Origin of the sequence: Alkalihalophilus sp. As8PL, from assembly GCF_040939795.1 — a bacterium.
Taxonomy (GTDB): domain Bacteria; phylum Bacillota; class Bacilli; order Bacillales; family Bacillaceae_D; genus Alkalihalophilus; species Alkalihalophilus lindianensis.
This window is the reverse complement of sequence record NZ_CP162551.1, coordinates 342,620-363,347: the sequence shown is the minus strand read 5'-3', so window position 1 is coordinate 363,347 and position 20,728 is coordinate 342,620. Positions and strand designations below refer to the sequence as shown.

Below are 20,728 nucleotides of genomic sequence, written 5' to 3'. Positions count from 1 at the left end.
ATTAACTCTAGTAGCACGAATGCCGATAATAAGAATAAGACCAAAGATGATCGGGAGTGTGAACGTATGCAAGTCAATCACCTAAATCAAACTCAGAGTCAACCAGAGCGGTCGGTACCGTTACGTGAAGGTGATGTTTATAACGCAGTAATGAAAGAAAGACGAGATAATCAGGAAGCTGTTTTACATATAAGGGGCAGGGAGGTCGTCGCAAAGTTTGAAGGGAAGATGCCTGAGAGCGATCGTATGACCATTCAAATTGATCAAATAAAAGATGATGTTATCAGGGTGAGAACAGTCAGTGAAGAACCGCGTAATGGCAAAGCTGCAACTACTAACCAACTAAGAGATGCGATGACGAACACTCTGAGACAATTAGGCGGGGATCCCACTTCTCCTGTCCTAAGACAAGCTGCTCAAACATTAATGGATAAAGGAGTCCCTCTGACAAGAGAGGGGGTGCAAGACCTACAACGATTTTTAGGCAGTGGAAATGTAGACACTCATCGTCTTGACACAGTTAAGGCTTTAGCAAATAAACGATTAGAAGTGACATCCACCCACCTAAAAAGTGTCCATGAAGCCTTGCACGGGAGACCGTTGACTTATGTATTGAACGATCTCGCAAAAGAAGTAGATCCTAATTTCAAAATAGAATCTCGTGAGAAAGTAGATAGAGCGGAACCTTCAGAAAGCACCCGGAATGGTAGGGGGATTAGACAAGAAGGCAATAACACTTCGAAAATCAACAGAGACCAACTAATGGACATTCGTAATTTCGTTCAAAGGGAACCTTCTATTCAAAAGGCAGCCGAAGAGCTGCGAACAAACGTAGCTAATCAACCAGCGATGTCACGAGAAGTTTCACAACTTATAGAGAGAGCGACAAGTGAAGCCCTTCATCTTGATAAAGTAGGAAGAGAGAGACTAACCGAAGCGATAAGACAAATAGAAATTCAAGCCTCAACCAATAGTGAGAGGCAATTGTCACGCAATATGCAAGCAATCCTTCAAAAAGAACCATCGATCGAGAGAGTGGTGAATGAAGTAAGAGGGCAGCTCGCTGAACAGAAGACTCATTTTTCAAATCTGCAAAAACAAACGTTTGAACGAGTATTAACTCAGGTAAGTCAACTATCTCAAGTTGGTAGAGAGCAAATGATGCAGGCTTTAATAAGAGGGGAACAGCAATTTAGTGCTGAACCTACTACAGTGGTGTCGGAAGTAAAAATCGGAAGAGTTAGAAATAACCAGCAGCAAACCTTATCGGATGAGGTGTCTAAAGTAATTAATACGCTTCAAAAAGAACCGAATGTCCAAAAGGTCATCCAACAAATAGAGTCTAATCTTATACAGCATCCTAAGTTACTTGAGGACACCAAATCATCCATTCAAGATAAACTTAATCAGGCCAGTGAACGAGCAGATAAGGGGAGAGAGCTTGCTGCAAGACAGCTTGTGAGTCAAGTATTACAGCAAACAGAAGAGGTAGCTCGCCAACTAGAGCCGGCTCCAATTAGACAAACTGTGGAAAGCCAAACCTATATTCAAAATGAGCAATTCCAGACAAGTATGGAAGTAGCCAGTAAAAATATTGCAGTTACCAGCGTTACTCAGAAGCTTGCCGAAGCAACTGCAGATTTCAAGCAATTTCAAAGAGAGATAACAAGAACGCTAGACCAAGTCTTACATCAAATTGAGCAATTTAAAAACCATGCACAACCTATTGCAAAGCCCTTGCTTGAAACAACCATCAAAAAACTAGACACTGCCATTCTTCGTTCGGAAATGATGCTGTTAACTGATATGAAAACAGAACGCAGCCTCATGCAAGCAAGCGGGCAGTTAGCCGAAGCTAAGAAATTATTGGCAAAAGGGCAACACCAACAGGCCAACCAAATCGTTCGTGAAGTTACTCAATTAATGGAACGTTTGAATTTCAAACCATCTGAAACGAAAGTAAAGCATTATGTTGCCATAAATGAAAGAGCTGGACAAGAAGGGCGTCTACCTTCTACATCCCTGCCACAACAATTTTCAGAGACGGTTCGAACACCGATTCAAAAAGGGTCACCACGTGCTATGTTTGAGATGGTCCGTGGGATGGGACTTAATCGTGATAGCGAAATTGCTCAATTTTTAGCATCAGGACGTGAACAACAGCAGGAATCTAGTGAGAGAAATTTGAAGTCTGCTTTAATGCAATTAGCACGAGGGGAAGAAGAGGGAACAAGAACGAGTCAACTTGCAAATCAAGCTCTAAACAATGTGACTGGACAACAGTTATTAAGTAGGTCAGATCAACAAGCCAATATGCAAAGTTTGTTTTTTACTCTCCCAATGCTATTAGAAAATAAAGTAGAGAACCTCCAAGTATATGTAAACTCTCGCAATGAAGGAGAGAAAGTTGATTGGGAGAATTGTAGTATCTTTTTTTTAATGGAAACACCTAAGATGGGCGAGGTCGGTATATCAATCTCAGCAGCTGATCGCCAATTATCTGTCACTTTAAAAAATGATGACGAAACATTCCCTAATCGTATGGCTCCTCTAGTCGATAAAGCTATAGATAAATTAATGGAAATCGGCTACTCGATTAAAGGAATAAATTATACAAAATTGAATCATGAAATAGTAGAAAAAGCTGGAAGGGAAGAAACCCAGTCTAAAAAGATAAATCCAATTTTCACCGAGGAAGGGTTTGATTATAAAATATGATCGTACAAAAACATTTTAATCAGACGAAAAGGCGTGTCCAAAATGGTCCGACTGCCGCAGTAATTCGTTATGATAAAGAAGAAGGCGGGGCGCCAAAAGTAGTTGCACATGGGAAAGGTCAGCTTGCCAATCAAATCATTGAGCTCGCTAAAAAAAATGACATTCACATGCAAGAAGATGCTACCCTTGTTTCAAATTTACTGGATATGGATCTTGGAGATAATATTCCGCCACAACTATACTCGGTTATGGCAGAGATTTTGCTTTTGATTGAAGATATGGAGAAAAACTATTAAACAACGTTCGACAACAACCGATAATACTAATGTGAATAGAAAATATAGACGGAGGTGGAAAGGTTTGACCACTTTCCTAACGAATGAAGCCTTACATCAAAAATCTCCTCAGGAGCTAACTGCCCTATTATATGAGGCATGCTTAACGAATTTAGAAGATGCTATGGCGTTGATTGATCAAAAAGAGTTTACAGAAGCGAATGAAAAATTAAAAAAAGCTAGTGATATTGTACATCGACTAGGTGCTGGAATTAATTATGAAGCTGGCATTATTGCTGACCAGCTTGATCAAGTATATAACTATCTCGCTGATCAATTAGTAGAAGCTAATATAAGAAAAGATAGAAACATCATTCAAGAAGCTATCACCATTTTAGAGGCTCTCATGTCTTCATGGAATGAAGCGATGAAATCCAGAAAAGATTCACAGCCAAAAATGATGAAGCAAAAGGCAAATGCTTACGAGTCCACTGCTATTTACCAAGATTAAAGGAGCCTATCCAAAATGAAAATTAACAATAATATCCAAGCCCTAAATTCTTACCGTAATCTCTATCAAAATCAATTCCAAACTTCAAAAAACTTAGAGAAGCTATCATCAGGTCTACGTATTAACCGTGCAGCCGATGATGCAGCTGGTCTAGCTATTTCTGAGAAAATGCGTTCACAGATTCGTGGTTTGAAAATGGCAGAGCGTAATGCAATGGACGGCATTTCCTTAATGCAAACATCTGAAGGAGCCATGCAAGAAGTACATACGATGCTTCAACGTATGCGTGAATTAGCTGTTCAAGCAGCGAATGACACAAATACAGAATATGACCGTGAGCAAATCCAAAAAGAAATCGATCAGTTAAAATCTGAAATTGATTCGATTTCTGAGAAGACCGAGTTTAATACACGCAAGCTTTTAAATGGTTTTAGTGCAGTATTGACGACGTATGAGAATAATGCAAATAGTATTAATTTGGTTGGATTTCCAAAAGTCACTGATGCAAACTTAAAGTCTGGAGACTATCAAGTTAAAATCAGTGATGCTACAGCCAAATACACTTTCACACAAAAGGCAGCTGGGTTAGGTTCTGATGAAGCAAAGGATGTGACTTTTACAAAGGCTCTTGGTGAGGAACCAGGAATGTTACTAGGTGAATACACGATTATGATACGTGAAGTGAATACAGATAGTGAAGATGCAAAAATTGAAATCTTAGATCCAAATGGTTTATCTCTCGGTAGTAAAGTGGTAAGTATAGGTGATAGTGCTTCAGCCACAAATGAAGACCTCTTTGGGATATCTATAGATGCTTCTAAAATAAGTTCTGCTGGTACTGTAAAAGTGAAAATGGAAGTAGAAGCCAAAGTAGCACTCAATGATAATACTGATACTACCGTCCCTGTAGAGATTCAAGCAGAACGAACATTGACTTCAAACAATGGATTATTTAAACATGGTGGTATTGAGTATCAATTCAAATCTAATCTAGTAAATAATACTCTTGATTTTAACATCACTAATAACGCTCTTTCCTTCCAAATTGGGCCTAATACAAATCAAAATGTAATGATTGATATTCCTCGTATGGATATTGTGACGTTAGGTATTGAGGGTATTGATGTGTTATCAAATGAAGCAGCAAGTCAAGCAATCTTCCAATTAGATCAAGCGATCAATAAGCTTTCTGATGCACGTGCAAAGCTCGGGGCAGTTCAAAACCGTATGGAACACACGATCAATAACCTTCAAGTAACTCATGAGAACTTGACAGCTTCGGAGTCTCGTATTCGTGATGCCGATATGGCCCTTGAGATGACGGAATTTACTCGTAATAATATTTTAAATCAATCTGCAACAGCAATGCTTGCTCAAGCTAATCAATTGCCACAAGGTGTACTACAATTACTTCAATAGGTACAATATTGAAAGTGCGAGGAGACAACTGTCTTTTCGCTTTTTCTTATCCTCACATAAGGAAGCTGTGCTACACTAGTGACAAGAATATCGTAAGGGTGTGAGTGCATGGATGTTCAACGAATTGCTCGGACTGGGCTTGGGAAGGTTGAACCGAAGAAACAAGAACCGACTGCTAAAGTCTCATTTCATGAAGTGATGGGAAAGCAGCGAGATGACAAAGCGTATGAAAAATTATCACAACTAATGCACAAAATCGATGACCAAGGCAGAGTGCTTTCTGAAACGCGTACAGTTGAAGAGTTACGAAAATACAAACAGCTTGTCAAAGAATTTATGGAAGATGCTGTTCAATTTGGCTTGAGCCTTGAAGAACGTAGAGGTTTTAACCGGAGGGGCCGGACAAAAATCTATAAAATTGTGCAAGAGGTTGATCGTAAACTGCTCGATTTAACAAATGCCGTCCTTGAAAAAGAGAAAAAAGGGCTTCAAATCCTGGATGTGGTTGGGGAAATTAAAGGATTGCTCGTTAATATTTACGCTTAAAGAAGACCTGTGTCTGCCACAGGTCTTTTCTTCATTTATAAGAGTGGAAATAGCAGTAATAAAAACAAGTCAAACACTAAATGGGAAAGGATCGCGACCCAAAGGTTCCTTGTTTTAACATAAATCCAAGCCCATACAAAACCAGCAATCAAGGCAGCTAAGACGAGTAGAATACTTCCGGCAAATACATGAGCGAGGGCATACAAGCCAGTTCCAATAAAAACTGCTTTTAATGGTGTGTGTTTAACAAGCAGACGTTTTACGAGGAAGCCTCGCCAAAACCATTCTTCACCAGGGATGATAATTAAAAACAACCAAACATAGTGAAGGGGAGCTGTCGGTTGGACTAAGGTATATAGAGATTGAAGTTGATCCATCAATGGGAGTCCAGATGCCTCGATGAACCATTTTCCGCATGCGAATAGTACGTAAAGACCAATCCCGCTCCCAACGCCAAGTAAGATCCCGCCTGTAGTAGGTGTAAAAATATCCATTTTAGTAGTAACCCAAGCATAGATTGTTAAAATAAAGAGCGATACAGGAAATAGTATCCAAAAATCAAACGGTTGCCATGAAAAACTCATAAAGAGTAGGAATACAGCTAATACATATCCAACTACTGTGGTTTGAACATTGCGCACGATAAAAACGTCCTTTCGAAGCGATGAAACTAGCTAGTTGTTTGAATCTGTTCTTCTGATTATACTAAATAAATACCAATCAAGGGGTGATCACGATGAATACTTACTTGTTTACCTACGAAACGAAAATAGAAGCTTCACTTGAAGAGGTGTGGTCTTTTTTTTCCACCGCGGAAAACCTTGTTAAAATAACCGATTTTCCAACCATTACCCTCCATTCTAACCCTTTAACAAGTGAAGGAAATACCATCCAAATGAAAATCGGTGTAGGTCCGATCAAAGCCAATTGGCACTCCTATATCGAAGAGGTAAAACCGCTCGAGTATTTTATCGATGTAGGGGTAAAGGTTCCTTTTTCAATTCACTCTTGGCGTCATAAACATGCTTTTGTAAGCCTACCCAATCATACGCTTATGAAGGATACAGTAGAAATACAATCTACTTTGCCTTCAATTATTTTAAAAACAGCACTTAAGAAAATGTTTACTGGTCGTGAAAAAGCCGTCCAATTGCATTTTCTATCAGAGAAGAAGCCCGAGTGATAAAATATCACGCGGGCTTCTTGGCTTAATTCCAGCCTCGTTTATAAGGAGTTGGAGCTTCAATCTCGGTGTTTAATTCAAGGGCTGCTTGGCGAGCCCAATAAGGGTTACGCAATAATTCACGGCCAATAAAGATAAGGTCAGCGCGTTCATTCCGCAAAATTTCTTCAGCTTGAAGGCCAGAAGTAATCATTCCGACTGCACCTGTAGGAATATCAGCTTCTCTTCGAATCGTTTCAGCATATTTGACTTGATAACCTGGATATACAGGGATCTTCGCTGGAACAACAGCCCCCGAACTGCAATCAATTAAATCAATTCCTTGCTCTTTTAACCATTGTCCTAGTTGAACAAAGTCCTCTAGCGTGTTCCCACCTTCTGCATATTCGGCTGCGGACAAGCGAACCAATAACGGACCATCCCATACGCTTTTCACTACGTCGATGATTTTACGAAGGAACGTGTAGCGACCTTTAAGATCCCCTCCATACTCATCTTTACGCTTATTTGTTAATGGTGAGAGAAACTCATTGATTAAATAACCATGAGCACCGTGTAATTCAATGACATCAAACCCCGCTTTTTTGGCACGGATAGCTCCATTTTTAAAGGCTTCAATCGTCTCTTCAATCTTCGTTTGTGTCATTTCGTTTGGAGTACGCATATCTTCTTGGAAAGCAATCGCTGATGGGGCAAAAATGTCACCATCAACCATTGCTTTACGCCCAGCGTGAGCGAGTTGAATAGCAGCTTTGGCACCGTGTGCTTGAATGCGTGAAACGACCTTCTCTAATCCCTCGATATGGTCATCATCCCAAATACCAAGATCCTGCTCAGAAATACGACCTTGTGGATCTACTGCAGTAGCTTCAATCATCACCAGTCCAACTTGTCCGATTGATCTCGCTTCATAATGAGCAAGGTGGAAAGGCCTTGTAAGGCCATCTTTTGTGTCACTAGAGTACATACACATCGGTGACATCACAATTCGATTTTTAATCGTTACATTTTTTATAGTATAAGGGCTAAAAAGCATTCGTCTCAATTGTATCGTCTCCTTTAGTGTCAGGTGTATGCAAGAAATTAACTACTTGCTTCTACTTGATGTAAATATTTACTTACTAAAGCCAGGATCGACCTTCTAGTTAAAAGAGCGATAAAAGATTGTTCCTTATCTAGAACACAGATGAACGGATGGTTAATCACGAGTGTTAACGCTTTAGCAAATGTCTCATGGATGTAAATGGTCGGCACATTCTGCTCCATTACATCACCAACATTTTTCTCCGCTAATCGATCCATTTCAATTTGTTCAAGTCCAAGTAACGAATCTAAAATTAAAGATTTACTTATTAATCCATGTAGTTTAAAGGAAGGATCAAGTACAGGGATCGCAGTGTAACCTGATTTAATTAGAACAAGGAGAGCGTGCTCTAGTGGGTTTGCAAGTTGAACGTGAGCTACTTTTTCACTAGGAATAAGCATGTCGAAAATCTCTTCATCTGACAGAGGCTTATTTTTTAAATGCTGGATCATCTTAATCACTTCTTTATCTAGGATTTGGAAAACATCACAACACTTCTATCCTACTAGTGGGAATGGAATATTGTCAACGAAACAGCACTTTTTTATTGCTTAAAAAAGTATGGAAAACCATTGATATGGCTACACTATTCAGTAAAAAAGGTGTGGTCTCATGCATTCAAAACAAACGGTAAAATACATCTGTAAAACCTATCCTTCTGGGAACCAGTATTTCTATAAAAGTGAGTTGATCACACATGATTCTTGGAATAACATTCAATCATTAAGTTGGTCGACACCAAGACCGATTTCAAAGAGTACATTTCAAAAACGTGAAAAAGAAGGATATAAAATTGAAGAGAATTTTATTAATCAAAGGCCGGCACAAGTATTAGCTTTCCCAAAAATCTTGAACAAATCGTGAACTTCCTAACTATTGGGCGCCTTCTAATGACTTATAGCTATGATTGGGCTACACTAGATGGAGTGGTATTAGATAGAATGGAGCGATTAATTAAAAATGACGCACATAGTTAATAAGGTATTGGTAGGCATAGTGGCGGCTGTTGTGTTAACGGGCTGTAATCTAGTCACATTTGTAGAAGAAGAAACATTTACTCTTCCAGTGGAGGGTCATGGTTCATTGGAAGTGATGCATGATGAGGGTGAAGTGACGATTACTGGTGAAGAGGGACTAGAAGAGATTATTGTCGATGTCAGATATGAGGTACTTGGTGAAGAATTAGAAGAAGCAGAGACTTTCTATCAGTCGAATACATCCATTTCACTTGAGAGTGAGGGAGAGGTAGCGAAGCTTGTTACTTCTATTCGGAGAGGTTCTGAAAAAGAACAGGCCAATATCCACCTTGATATTCGGATACCTTCAAATTATCCAATACATTATCGTCAAAATGAAGGGGGATTAATCGTTTCCAACCTTCAAAGTGACTTAGAGATTCAACATGGTTCTGGCGCCCTTAGAATTATGGATGTAACGGGTGATGTAAGGTTAACAGACGGAGCTGGAAAGGCTACATTTGAGAGAATACATGGAACGTTGCAACTTAACATCAATTCAGGGGCTACGACCATTCAAGAATCGACTGGAGATATTACACTTATGGCAGGTTCTGGTGATATCGGTATTCATGATCATAGCGGAAATATCACTTTACGAAGTGGGAGCGGTGATGTTGAAGTTTTAGCGGTAGATGGAGATGTGACCATTTTAGAGGCTCGCGGAGGAAAGCTTGAGCTAGGAGATATAACAGGTGAAGTCATCACACCTTAGACAAAGCTGTAAACATGAACTGCATCTCAATTGTTAGACACCACTAACAATTGGAGATGCAGTTTTTTTGTATGTATGAAAAAATAGATAAGCCTATTTTTTCAAAAAAGTTCGATCGAGCGTTGACAATTTGGAGAATGATGGATAGAATACTATTAAACTAATAATTCATATCAAAATACAAGGAATTAAAGTTCTCCTAGGTAGGAAGAGGAGGTCAATATGGATAGACACTCAGAATGGCAACTCCTTAGCGATCGTTTACAAGAAATGTTAAAGGATTTGAAATATGGATCTGTCACGATTGTGGTGCAAGATGGAAAAATCATTCAACTTGAGAAAAATGAAAAACAACGATTAAAATGAGCAGCTGACTAGACAAACTAGAGGCGGCATTCAAAGAGATTCTCTCTTTTTGAATGTCGCTTTTTTGTTGCACAGGGAGGGACTCAACTTGTCAATTTCTTATCAAACATTAGAAGATGCAGATTATAAAGGATGGAACGAGCAGCTAAATCAAAAAGATAGCCTAGATGTATTAAAGTGGGCATTTGCTACATTTGGTGAAGAGCTAGTTTATTCCTGTAGCTTTGGAGCGGAGGGGATGGTGTTAATTGATCTTATTAGTAAGGTGAAAAAAGATGCAAAAATCATCTTCTTAGATACAGATTTTCATTTTAAAGAAACCTATGAACTGATTGAAAAGGTGAAGAATAGGTATCCTGAGCTTCAGATAGAATTAATCAAACCATCATTAACACCAATTGAGCAAGCAAATGAATATGGGGAAGCCCTATGGAAAACTAACTCCGACCTATGTTGTCAAATTAGAAAATTAACCCCATTAGAAGGTGTTTTAAGTAAACATCGAGCATGGATATCAGGGCTAAGAAGAGAACAGTCACCCACTCGTGCGAATACACAATTCATTAATCGAGACGATCGTTTTAAATCGATAAAAGTTTGCCCGTTGATTCATTGGACGGAAGAAGAAATCTGGATGTACATTAAGTTACATCAATTGTCTTATAATGCCCTTCATGATCAGAATTTTCCGAGTATTGGCTGTGAATACTGTACAAAAGCTGTATTGCCAGGAGAAGATCCTCGTAGTGGCAGGTGGGCAGGAACACAGAAAACAGAATGTGGATTGCATCTTAACAATCAACCCAAAAAATAACCTGATAAATCAAGGAGGAATAAGCTATGTCAACGATTACCCCACACGGAGGAACACTTATTAACCGTTTTGAACCAAATATCGAACTTGATTCCATTACTAAAGAAATTGAGTTAGATTCTTTTGCTTTATCAGATTTAGAACTAATTGGGATTGGAGCTTTCAGTCCATTAACAGGTTTCTTAGGAAGTGGAGATTATCAATCAGTTGTTAATGAGATGAGATTAAAGGACGGCACAGTTTGGAGTATCCCGATCACACTTCCAGTAACCCCAGAAGTTGCGGATGAATTGTCCATCGGAGAGCCTGTCAAATTAACATTTGAAGGTGAAGTCTACGGAACAATAGGTGTTAGTGAAATCTATGAACCTAATAAAGAAGTTGAAGCGCAGAATGTGTACCAAACAACCGACCTTAACCACCCAGGTGTAAAAAAGCTTCTTGACCGGCCGTCTATTTACATTGCAGGACCGATTACATTAGTGAAACGAGTTGAGCGTGGTCGCTTTCAATCCTATCATCTGGATCCTAAAGATACACGAGCGACATTTGATGATCTTGGTTGGAAACGTGTAGTCGGTTTCCAAACACGTAACCCTGTGCATCGTGCACACGAATATATCCAAAAAACGGCGCTCGAAATTGTAGACGGATTATTTTTAAATCCTTTAGTTGGAGATACCAAATCTGATGATATTCCAGCAGATGTTCGAATGGAAAGTTATGAAGTGCTATTAGAAAAATATTACCCGAAAGATCGTGTGTTTCTAGCAGTCTTTCCAGCGGCGATGCGTTATGCAGGACCTAGAGAAGCCGTCTTCCATGCTTTAGTTCGTAAAAACTATGGATGTACGCACTTTATTGTAGGGCGTGATCATGCGGGTGTTGGGGATTACTATGGCACGTACGATGCTCAGTTGATATTCAATCATTTCACAGAAGATGAGTTGGGAATTACGCCTTTATTTTTCGAGCATAGCTTTTATTGCAAAGCGTGCGGAAATATGGCTTCCACCAAAACATGCCCTCATGGAAAAGAAGATCATATGATTCTATCAGGAACAAAAGTGAGAGAAATGTTAAGCAATGGAATCACGCCTCCTCCTGAGTTTAGTCGCAAAGAAGTTGTAGAGGTTTTAATTAAAGGCATGCAAAAACAAGTTCATGCTTAATCGATACGTTTTGATTTGAGCAGTCGTCGTTGTCTGAGTGAACGATCAGACAATCCTGCTTTGTGTGATATGAAATAGGAAAGTAGGTGAGCAGAAATGCTGACGATTGTAGCATTTAGTATTGCTTTTTTCTTCGCAATGAATATTGGAGCAAGTGGCACAGCTGCCGCGATGGGGCCGGCTTATGGAAGTGGAGCAGTACCCAATAAACGCATAGCAATGATTCTTGTCGGGCTCTTTGCCTTCTTGGGGGCATTGGCTGGTGGCGAAGTCGTCCGAACGATCGGAAGCGGCATCATCCCAGCTAATATTGTTGATGTTGAACTGGTTATTATTATTTTGGCTTCAGCATGTTTAACTTTATTTATTGCGAATTTAATTGGTATTCCATTATCAACGAGTGAGGTTGTAGTAGGAGCTATTGTTGGAGCTGGTATTGCTTATCAAGCACTCTACTTTGATCGGTTAATCATTATCGTTTCATTCTGGGTAATTGTTCCGATCGTCGCCTTTATCATGGCTTTTGCTTCAGGTCATATCGTGAAGAGGGTGGAAGAGAAGTGGCCTCATTTAACAGGGAAAGGGAAGTGGCGTAAACCACTTGTTCTCCTCCTTATTATTTGTGGGTGTCTTGAAGCCTTTGCAGCAGGAATGAATAATGTTGCCAATGCAGTAGGACCACTTGTTGGTGCAGGGTTGATTGATGTGACATCAGCGCTACTATACGGAGGTGCATTTGTCGCATTAGGAGCCATTCTTTTAGGAGGGAAGGTTCTTGAAACGAATGGGAAAAAGATTACTCGTCTCTCTTTATTACAAGGTAGTACGGTCTCCATTACAGGTGGAGGACTAGTAATTGTCGCTTCGATATTTGGGTTACCGGTGCCATTAACACAAGTAACGACAGGAGCGATAGTTGGAATCGGAACAGCTAAAAGTGGATTTAAATTATGGCAAAAAAGTATTTTGAAGCAGATTGTGAAAGTGTGGGTTGTCTCACCTGTTTTTTCTCTAGTGATGAGTTATGGATTGATCCTGCTATTTAGACAGGCTGATTATTATACATTTTTTGTTATAGTCAGTGTATTCTTAGCCACAATAGGTTCCATTAGCCTTTATATTTCAACGAGAGAAGAACGACGTACTACGTATGATGAAGGTGGCGGGATTTAACAGAATATATGATTGACAGACCTTTCTTTTTTAAAAAACATAGTAAATCTATCAAATTAATATAGGATGGTGGGAGAATGTCTAATCAAGAAACGAAAAATATTGTTTGGCATGAAGTTGCAATTACCAAGGAACAACGGCAACAAAGGAATGGACATCGTAGTGCGATCCTTTGGTTTACTGGTCTATCTGGTGCAGGGAAATCAACTTTAGCAAATGCACTCGAACAGGAACTATTTAAGCGAGGTTTAAGTAGCTATATCCTAGATGGAGATAATGTACGTCATGGTTTGAATAGGGGATTAGGCTTTAGTGATGAGGATCGAAAAGAAAATATTAGACGAATTGGGGAGGTAGCGAAGCTGTTTGTAGATGCTGGTTCTATTGTCTGTACTGCATTTATTTCTCCTTTTAAAGAAGATCGAGACAAGGTTCGTCATCTTGTAGCTGATGGTGAATTTATTGAAATTTATGTTCAGGCTCCTCTTGAAACATGTGAAGAGCGTGATCCGAAAGGGCTATACAAAAAAGCTCGTACTGGTGAGATTCCAGAATTTACAGGGATTAGTTCTCCATATGAAGAACCTGATCAAGCTGAATTGACAATTGATACGGGCCGACTTTCTGTAGAAGAGTCAGTTGATGAAATCATCACGTATTTATCAACTCGCAATATCTTGTAGGAGGTAGGCAAGACTGGTTAAGCTCTTGATGAAATCTTAAGTGTTGCTTAATGCTACTGTATCATTTGAAAGTAGAGACGACCGAAACAACTGTTCAAGTCGTTGTCATTGCCCAAAGTGAAGAAGAAGCATTTAGAGTGGCTGAAATAGAAGTAGAGAAGCATTATTTGAAATTACCAGAGATCAATGAAGTTACTTTATTAGAGCGAAAAGCAATCCATAAAGCGACGGGGTTTGTTATCTCTAAATAGTAAAAACACGGTAAGCGAGCTTGGATGCTTACCGTGTTTTTTGTTAATTGCCTGCTAATGATTGAAGAGTACCTGCAACATCAATTTCACCATGACCATAATATTCGTCATGTCCTTCTGTTCCGAGATCCCTAGCTGAATTACGAATGACTTCATATACTTGCTCAACCGATAAGTCAGGTCGCATCGCGCGTACGAGGCCAGCTAGACCAGCTACGTGCGGTGCAGCCATTGATGTACCAGACATTACGGTATACTGATTATTTGGAAATAAGCTCGGAATATGAGCTCCTGGTGCTGCTACATCAATATGTTGACCATAGTTCGAGAAGAAAGCTCGGTTTCTCGAGTCATCTACTGCGGCAACGGTTAATACTTCCTCATATTGCGCTGGATACATAGGATCTTGAACATTATCATTTCCAGAAGCGGCGATGAGTACGACATCATTCTCATAAGCGTAACGAACTGCGTCTTGTAGTACATCAGCATGATAATAATCACCTAAGCTCATGTTAATCACATCTGCACCGTTATCTACAGCCCAATATATTCCTTTTGCGACTTCATAGGACGAACCTTCTCCGTTATCATTCAACACTTTGACAGGCAGGATGTTACTATTCCAAGAGACACCTGCAATTCCCGTCACGTTGTTCGTAAGTGCTGCAGCAACTCCGGCAACATGTGTCCCATGACCATGAGCGTCTGAGTGGTCAGATGAGTCGTCAAAAGCATTGAATCCTGTAAGTAATTTGTCCTTAAGATCTTGGTGATCTGGATCTACCCCTGTATCTAAAATGGCAATCGTCACATTATCTCCACCTGATAGGTTCCAGCCTTCACTCATTTCTATTTGCTCAAGATTCCATTGGTAAGGAGCAAAGAACTCGTCATTCGGTACAGTTGATAATGCAGTCGTGCCAGTTTGGGAGAACACATAGTTTGGTTCAACAAAAGCAAGGTCGTAATCACGTTGCAACCTCTTAATTAGTGTTTCCGTTGATTCTTTGTCATTTTCTACAACATAAAATGGATCATTTTGTCTAACAACATCTAAGTCTGGGTGCTCATCAAACCACGTAAGGTTAGATTGAGGTCGTTTAAATTTAATGACCGCTTGATGCTCTACATACGTTAGTTTTTCTTTTTCCGGTTGTTCTGATTGAACTGCAATTTGCCAACCGAGTTCAGGTACTGTTACTGAGCGTATCGACTCAGGGAGGTCTGCTGTGGTTTTCCAATCAATATTAGGATTATCACCTGAGACAAAGAAGTTACCGCTTGCATCTGCAACTGCTGCAGTGTTTCGAATAAACGCTTTCACAAATGATAAATCAATCTCACCTAAAATCTTTTGTCCACCTTTAGTCTCTTCGCCCATCAACATATACATTTTACCGTCAACTTGATACGGATCTGAAAACTCTGAGCTCATATGGTGGTGAGTTATTAAATTTGGGTTAGATACCGACATATCCCCAACGGTTACATCTGGCTGATCATTGTGTAGAAGAGCAAATCCGTTGAAGTGAGCGTGTTCTGATACTTCCTCTTCAAACCGATTTTGTATTTCGACGTCAGATAGATCGGCATCTGCCCATCGTTGAAGTTGAGCAGATAATTGTTTTAAAAACATCGAGGTTGTTAGGGCTAAATCCTCCGCCATTAGTTGATCCATGGCATTCGTTTCGAGTTTTTTAGGGATTTCTTTTTGTTGTATTGCGTATTGGTTATCATCAATTAATGCTCGTCCAATCATAGCTAATGCAAGACCTACTACAGCTACAATTGCCACAGTTTTTGCCATTCTCCACATTATAATTGCTCCTTTTTTTGTGCATTTTCAAAGAAATAGGCCATAAAGATTTCATCGTCATACTGCCCGTTTAAAAAGGCTTGTTCCTTTTGGGTGCCTTCAGTCACAAATCCATACTTTTCATATAAAGTTATCGCTACGTCATTTGATGCGAATACGGTAAGACATAACTTATGAAGGTGATGGATTCTGCACCACTCAAAGGTATACTCCATAACTTTTTTACCTATCCCTTTGCCTTGGGCATCTTCGTGCAACCAGGTGCGAAAGATGCCAGTATGTTTTTTCATTTCTAACTCACCACGGACAACCCTGGCAATTCCTCTAGCGACACCATCTACTTCGACAACAATGTACATATTGTCATTAGCTTTCATCTCTTCAATAAATTGATGCTCTTCATCAAATGTACGAGGACGTTCTTTTTGAATGTAAGTACCATCTTTAATGATGGAGGCAACAGACGTTATAATGTCGTACGCATCACTTTTTTGAACTGGACGTAACGTGACGACTGTATCGTCTTTTGCCGTAAAGGTCATAATTAAGGGCTCTAGTGTAACAGTCATTATTTATCCTCCTTTCCTCGTGTTGTTGGAGTCCAAAAGTGAGTAGGATCTTGGTCGATTTCAGTATCAATAATGTGAGATGCTGGAACGATTTTAATCTTGTTTTTCTCGAATTCACGTAAAGAAGAAAGAATACCTGCTGCTGTTTCGTCGCCTTTAATACCTACATGACCAATACCAATTGCATTTCCGTCGTTTGATGCTACTTTTTGCAAGACTTGCATTTGCTTGAAGACATGCTGCCTTGAGGAAAGCGTATCGTCTAAGAACACATCACGGGTGGAATGGGGAATGTTTTTCAATTCTGCAAGCTTTGAAATAACGGATTTATTGCTGGTTCCACTATCAATGACATACAGACCGTGTTCTCTTACAACATCTAAGATTACGTTCATAATACGTTCGTCCTCAACGATTTTGCTTCCCATATGGTTATTGAGACCAACTGCATGAGGGACATCTTCAATCGCTTCTTCTACACGACTACGAACCTCAGCATCCGATAGGTCGCTTGTAATTCCTTTTGGACCTAACCATGAAGCTTTACCTTTCTTAGGCTCTAGCGGCATGTGAATAATGACTTCTAATCCAGCATGGTGGGCTTGTTCAGCTTGTTCAGTCGAATATTCTAAAAAAGGCATAACGGCCACGGTAATAGGAATATCTCCTTTTAAAAAAGAGTCTACTCCTTTAACATCTCCACCAAAGTCATCAATCACAATCGCAACTTTTTTCCAATCTTCAGACGCGGCAATTGAGGGGGAGGGGAGAAGGATTGTAGCAATTATGCTAAGGATTAGAGGAATTGTAGGTTTGATCATGGATGAAGCTCCTTTCTAAGTTGTACTTTGATAATAGTGTTCCATTCGTCGAGAATTTCTATGAACGAATTTACAACAAAAAAACTCATGTCAGGCTTTTAGCCAAACATGAGCTTATTTTCGAATGTTGAAGGCTGCATTAAGCTGCCCTCGTAACATCTTTTCGCGTACTTCCTGCTTTTTCATTAGCTTTTGTTCTTGTTTTCTAATTTCGAATGTTTGCATTCCATCTTCCATTTTGTTTGCAATATCGATTAATTTTTCAACATCGACAAATGAGTATTTTCTAGTTCCACCTTTTGATCGATCTGGATAAATTAATTTTCTCTCTTCATAATAACGTATTTTTCTCTCGCTTAAACCTGTTAGTTCACTCACAACCCCAATAGTTATTACTTTTTTATCTTTATAAGACATGACATGCCTTCCCACCAATCACTGTGAAGTTAGAATGTTCTGACCTTTTTTCATACTATATCACATTGAGCTTGCTTGTGTGACTGCGTTTGTTAGATTATCTTACAAATTAAATTCAATACTTACTTCTAGGGAATGAAAATGAAATAGTCGTTGCACTCTCTTTAAATTTTATTATATACTTTATAAAACATATCAAATAACTCGGAATAAAATATGGCTTTACATAAGGAGATGAGCATATGAGTCTGGGGGGCTATGTCTACTTAGTCGGTGCAGGACCTGGTGATTTAGGCCTTTTAACAATAAAGGCGAAAGAATGTTTGGAGAGGGCAGATGTCATTTTGTATGACCGTTTAATCAATCCTTTATTGCTTGAATGGACAAAGCCAGAGTGTGAGCACATTTATTGCGGTAAATTACCTAAACGTCATATTGTAAGACAAGAGGCGATTAATGAGAAGCTTATTGAATATGGAAAACAAGGGAAAGTGGTTGTGCGACTTAAAGGGGGAGACCCTAGTGTATTTGGTCGTGTTGGAGAAGAAGCGAATGCCCTTGATGAAGCTGGTGTTCCTTATGAAATCATTCCTGGAATCACAGCCGGCATAGGAGCTGCAACGTATGCAGGGATTCCTGTTACCCATAGAGAGCACGGGGCTTCTTTTGCGGTAGTGACAGGTCATGATAAGTCAGAAGACGGTCAGCCATTAATTGATTGGAAGGCGTTAGCTACTGGTATTGACACGATCGCTTTTTATATGGGTGTAAAAAACCTTGATTATATTTCGAGTCAGTTAGTACGTCATGGAAAGCCACTCCATACACCAGTTGTGCTTATTCAATGGGGTACACTTGGGGGACAACAAACGGTTGAAGGTACGTTAGAAACGATTGCCGATCGAGTACGTCAGTCAACATTAACGAACCCAGCTATCACTTTAGTCGGAGATGTTGCCTCCTTACGCACGCAGCCAAGTTGGTTTGAACGTAAATCCTTATTTGGAGAGCAGTTGTTATTTGCACGGACAAGCTCTCACCCAAGTGCAATAGCAAAGGAACTAACTACGGAGGGAGCAGAAGTGTTTGAGTTTCCTCGTTATTCAACAGAAAAAGTTGATAGTCCCGCCTTAGATGTAACGAAGTATGAAGATATTCTTTTTTTACAACCAGAAAGTGTTTCAGCTTTTTTTAAATGGCTAAGAGATGAAAGAATAGATCTCAGAAATTGTCGTGCTCGCTTTTATGTCCGTTCAAAAAAGTCACAAGAAGCTGTAGAACAGCATGGATGCAATGTTTCCAATCTTGAAGAACGAAATGAACGTGTCAATTTCTTAATTATTGGTGAAGAGCAATGGAGTAAGAAGGAGATCGAGCTTACTGAAACATATGGCAAACATGATTTCCTTGTAAGTCATCGAGAGACGCTCATTACATCATGTGAACGCACATGTGAACGATTAAATGAAGAAGGACGTTTGAAGACAATTGTTTTCCCGAGTGCAGAGTCCGTAAAAACGGTGACAAAGAGCTTTCTATCATTAGGTTGGACTCCAGAAGAAATGAGCAAAGAAAGAACGGTGATATGCTTTGGTCCAACTTCAAAAAAAGCAGCAGTTGAAGCTGGTTATAAGGTAAATGCTACCCTAGACACCCCGTCAAAAAAGGCATTAATAGAGCAACTAAAACTCTTTAGAAATCAAGAGGTGATAAGAAGATGAATGCGATTCTGTATGTAGGACACGGCAGTCGAGTACAGGCAGGCAATCAAGAACTTATTTCGTTTATTGAGTCCGTTAAAGTATATTTTAAAGAAATCCCTATTCAAGAGCATGCTTTCATCGAGTTGGCCGATCCTTCGATAGCCGAGGGAATCACCGCCTGTATTGAAAAAGGAGCCACTCAGATTGCGGTGGTTCCAGTATTACTATTAACGGCTAATCATGCGAAGCTCGACATTCCACGTGAAATTGATGAGGCTAAAAAACGGTATCCACATGTTCATTTTGTCTATGGACGTCCATTTGGGGTAGAAGCAACGTTGATTTCCATATTGAAAAAAAGGTTAGAGCAAAAAGGCTTACCAATGATCACTGCTCGGCCAGAGGAAGAAGAACGCGAGGAGGCAATGGTATTAGTTGTTGGCAGAGGTAGTAGTGATCCTGATGCTAATAGTGATTTAATGAAGATCTCGCGTCTGCTATGGGAAGAGGCGCCAATTGCCGATGCTGAAGTATGCTATATTGCTGCAACAAGGCCTACTGTGGACCAAGGGCTTGAAAGGATTACTCGTTTCCCATATAAAAAAGTGTATGTGCTTCCCTATTTATTATTTACAGGGGTCTTAATGAAAGGGTTGCAAAAGAAACTCGATCAATGGTCGGCAAAAACGGGTATTGAGTCTATATTGTGCTCATACTTAGGATTTGATGATGATATGAAGGAAGTATTAATAAGAAGAGTTGAAGAAGTGTTGAATGAAGCAGTTTTAGTTAATTGTGACATGTGTCAGTACCGACTTGCAGCTGAAGAAAAGCGAGTATCATCTTAATGACGATACATATGATGCTTCAACTTAAAGGAAGGAACATAGTCTTTATCGGTGGGGGACAAGTCGCTACAAGACACCTATTGAAATGCATACAGGAAGGGGCAAAGATTACAGTCATTGCTCCATCGATTACAGATACCATTGCTCATTATGAAGAGAAGGGGGACATATTAATTGAGAGGAGAGTTGTTGAACCTCATGAATCATTCTCTTGTGACTTGTTAATGCTCACAACCGATGATCCCTTGTTAAATGAATCACTTTATCATAACCGATTGGAAAGACAATGGATCTATCTTGCGTCAGACGCTAAGAAAAGTGATATACAGTTCCCACTATCAACGGCGAAAGGCGACTTGTCGATCGCCCTTTCAACAAATAGTGCAAGTCCCACGTATGCGAAGCACCTAATGAAGCAGTTCTTAGAGCGCTTACCTCATAATGTAGAAAAGAAGGTGGATTTTTTAAAGCGTGCTCGTCAGCAAGTTAAAGAGTCGACTTTACTTCCAAGTGAGAAGCGACAATTGCTTATTCAAATTGCTAATGACGAGTGGTTAAAGCAGGAAGACTGTGATGACCGCTTTCTACTATTGCTTCAGCAAATACAACACTCAAAATAAGCCAG

The 20,728-nt window shown here is 39.7% G+C and carries 24 protein-coding genes; 17 read left to right on the top strand and 7 right to left on the bottom strand.

All coding sequences use genetic code 11. The features are described 5' to 3' along the window. Positions 1-66 precede the first annotated feature (66 nt). The 5 genes from AB3N04_RS03170 (at position 67) to AB3N04_RS03150 (ending at position 5,469) form a co-directional block, all read left to right on the top strand. A complete protein-coding gene (locus tag AB3N04_RS03170) occupies positions 67-2,718 on the top strand; it encodes a hypothetical protein (protein WP_368504690.1) in 2,652 nt (883 codons plus the stop codon). After that, positions 2,715-3,014 (top strand): EscU/YscU/HrcU family type III secretion system export apparatus switch protein, encoded by a 300-nt coding sequence (locus tag AB3N04_RS03165; protein ID WP_368504689.1) that lies wholly within the window; start codon positions 2,715-2,717, stop codon positions 3,012-3,014. Before AB3N04_RS03170 ends, AB3N04_RS03165 begins: the two co-directional genes overlap by 4 nt. Before the next feature lie 64 nt (positions 3,015-3,078). Continuing rightward, entirely contained in the window at positions 3,079-3,504 is a 426-nt protein-coding gene (fliS, locus tag AB3N04_RS03160; protein WP_368504688.1) for a flagellar export chaperone FliS, read from the top strand. 15 nt (positions 3,505-3,519) lie between these two features. Beyond that, entirely contained in the window at positions 3,520-4,923 is a 1,404-nt protein-coding gene (locus AB3N04_RS03155; protein ID WP_368504687.1) for a flagellin, read from the top strand. Positions 4,924-5,031: 108 nt separating this feature from the next. Then, positions 5,032-5,469, top strand: a complete 438-nt coding sequence (locus tag AB3N04_RS03150; protein WP_368504686.1) for a YaaR family protein — start codon at positions 5,032-5,034, stop codon at positions 5,467-5,469. A gap of 35 nt (positions 5,470-5,504) precedes the next feature. Here the strand turns inward: AB3N04_RS03150 and AB3N04_RS03145 are convergent, their stop codons facing one another. Continuing rightward, positions 5,505-6,110 (bottom strand): lysostaphin resistance A-like protein, encoded by a 606-nt coding sequence (locus AB3N04_RS03145; RefSeq protein WP_368504685.1) that lies wholly within the window; start codon positions 6,108-6,110, stop codon positions 5,505-5,507. 95 nt (positions 6,111-6,205) lie between these two features. Between AB3N04_RS03145 and AB3N04_RS03140 the strand changes: the two genes are divergently transcribed. Next, a complete protein-coding gene (locus AB3N04_RS03140; RefSeq protein WP_368504684.1) occupies positions 6,206-6,652 on the top strand; it encodes a hypothetical protein in 447 nt (148 codons plus the stop codon). A gap of 25 nt (positions 6,653-6,677) precedes the next feature. On the opposite strand, the gene namA is transcribed toward AB3N04_RS03140, so the two are convergent. Beyond that, positions 6,678-7,697, bottom strand: a complete 1,020-nt coding sequence (gene namA, locus AB3N04_RS03135; RefSeq protein WP_368504683.1) for an NADPH dehydrogenase NamA — start codon at positions 7,695-7,697, stop codon at positions 6,678-6,680. A gap of 38 nt (positions 7,698-7,735) precedes the next feature. Beyond that, complete coding sequence (gene cbpB, locus AB3N04_RS03130) at positions 7,736-8,188, bottom strand: cyclic-di-AMP-binding protein CbpB (protein ID WP_368504682.1); 453 nt, start codon at positions 8,186-8,188, stop codon at positions 7,736-7,738. A gap of 160 nt (positions 8,189-8,348) precedes the next feature. On the opposite strand from cbpB, the gene AB3N04_RS03125 reads away from it, so the two are divergent. The 8 genes from AB3N04_RS03125 to AB3N04_RS03090 all read left to right on the top strand — a co-directional run bounded on the left by AB3N04_RS03125 (position 8,349) and on the right by AB3N04_RS03090 (position 13,926). Continuing rightward, complete coding sequence (locus AB3N04_RS03125; RefSeq protein ID WP_368504681.1) at positions 8,349-8,600, top strand: hypothetical protein; 252 nt, start codon at positions 8,349-8,351, stop codon at positions 8,598-8,600. Between the two features lie 96 nt (positions 8,601-8,696). Next, positions 8,697-9,467 carry a DUF4097 family beta strand repeat-containing protein gene (locus AB3N04_RS03120; RefSeq protein ID WP_368504680.1) on the top strand — a complete coding sequence of 257 codons (771 nt, stop codon included), beginning with the start codon at positions 8,697-8,699 and terminating at the stop codon, positions 9,465-9,467. Between the two features lie 222 nt (positions 9,468-9,689). Next, on the top strand, positions 9,690-9,833 hold the full coding sequence (locus tag AB3N04_RS03115) for a YezD family protein (RefSeq protein ID WP_317120580.1): 144 nt from the start codon (positions 9,690-9,692) through the stop codon (positions 9,831-9,833). Between the two features lie 88 nt (positions 9,834-9,921). Then, positions 9,922-10,647, top strand: a complete 726-nt coding sequence (locus AB3N04_RS03110) for a phosphoadenylyl-sulfate reductase (RefSeq protein WP_368504679.1) — start codon at positions 9,922-9,924, stop codon at positions 10,645-10,647. A 26-nt stretch (positions 10,648-10,673) separates the two neighbouring features. After that, positions 10,674-11,819: a sulfate adenylyltransferase gene (sat, locus tag AB3N04_RS03105; RefSeq protein ID WP_368504678.1), complete on the top strand. Its 1,146-nt coding sequence runs from the start codon at positions 10,674-10,676 to the stop codon at positions 11,817-11,819. Between the two features lie 96 nt (positions 11,820-11,915). Beyond that, positions 11,916-12,992: an anion permease gene (locus tag AB3N04_RS03100; RefSeq protein ID WP_368504677.1), complete on the top strand. Its 1,077-nt coding sequence runs from the start codon at positions 11,916-11,918 to the stop codon at positions 12,990-12,992. 77 nt (positions 12,993-13,069) lie between these two features. Continuing rightward, positions 13,070-13,675 (top strand): adenylyl-sulfate kinase, encoded by a 606-nt coding sequence (gene cysC, locus AB3N04_RS03095; RefSeq protein ID WP_368504676.1) that lies wholly within the window; start codon positions 13,070-13,072, stop codon positions 13,673-13,675. Positions 13,676-13,725: 50 nt separating this feature from the next. Further along, positions 13,726-13,926 carry a DUF3906 family protein gene (locus AB3N04_RS03090; RefSeq protein WP_368504675.1) on the top strand — a complete coding sequence of 67 codons (201 nt, stop codon included), beginning with the start codon at positions 13,726-13,728 and terminating at the stop codon, positions 13,924-13,926. Between the two features lie 43 nt (positions 13,927-13,969). Here the strand turns inward: AB3N04_RS03090 and AB3N04_RS03085 are convergent, their stop codons facing one another. The 4 genes from AB3N04_RS03085 to AB3N04_RS03070 all read right to left on the bottom strand — a co-directional run bounded on the left by AB3N04_RS03085 (position 13,970) and on the right by AB3N04_RS03070 (position 17,552). Beyond that, on the bottom strand, positions 13,970-15,745 hold the full coding sequence (locus tag AB3N04_RS03085) for a S8 family peptidase (protein ID WP_368504673.1): 1,776 nt from the start codon (positions 15,743-15,745) through the stop codon (positions 13,970-13,972). Next, positions 15,745-16,314, bottom strand: a complete 570-nt coding sequence (locus AB3N04_RS03080) for an N-acetyltransferase family protein (RefSeq protein ID WP_368504672.1) — start codon at positions 16,312-16,314, stop codon at positions 15,745-15,747. The genes AB3N04_RS03085 and AB3N04_RS03080 overlap by 1 nt, the downstream gene beginning before the upstream one ends. Next, the gene (locus AB3N04_RS03075) at positions 16,314-17,135 is read right to left on the bottom strand and encodes a divergent polysaccharide deacetylase family protein (RefSeq protein WP_368504671.1); all 822 of its coding nucleotides are present in this window, start codon (positions 17,133-17,135) and stop codon (positions 16,314-16,316) included. Before AB3N04_RS03075 ends, AB3N04_RS03080 begins: the two co-directional genes overlap by 1 nt. A gap of 114 nt (positions 17,136-17,249) precedes the next feature. Further along, positions 17,250-17,552: a MerR family transcriptional regulator gene (locus AB3N04_RS03070; protein WP_368504670.1), complete on the bottom strand. Its 303-nt coding sequence runs from the start codon at positions 17,550-17,552 to the stop codon at positions 17,250-17,252. A gap of 242 nt (positions 17,553-17,794) precedes the next feature. On the opposite strand from AB3N04_RS03070, the gene cobA reads away from it, so the two are divergent. The 3 genes from cobA to AB3N04_RS03055 are packed head-to-tail and all read left to right on the top strand — an operon-like array spanning position 17,795 to position 20,723. After that, on the top strand, positions 17,795-19,273 hold the full coding sequence (gene cobA, locus AB3N04_RS03065) for a uroporphyrinogen-III C-methyltransferase (RefSeq protein WP_368504669.1): 1,479 nt from the start codon (positions 17,795-17,797) through the stop codon (positions 19,271-19,273). Beyond that, a complete protein-coding gene (locus AB3N04_RS03060; protein ID WP_368504668.1) occupies positions 19,270-20,103 on the top strand; it encodes a sirohydrochlorin chelatase in 834 nt (277 codons plus the stop codon). Before cobA ends, AB3N04_RS03060 begins: the two co-directional genes overlap by 4 nt. Further along, the gene (locus AB3N04_RS03055) at positions 20,103-20,723 is read left to right on the top strand and encodes an NAD(P)-dependent oxidoreductase (RefSeq protein ID WP_368504667.1); all 621 of its coding nucleotides are present in this window, start codon (positions 20,103-20,105) and stop codon (positions 20,721-20,723) included. The genes AB3N04_RS03060 and AB3N04_RS03055 overlap by 1 nt, the downstream gene beginning before the upstream one ends. Positions 20,724-20,728 lie beyond the last annotated feature (5 nt).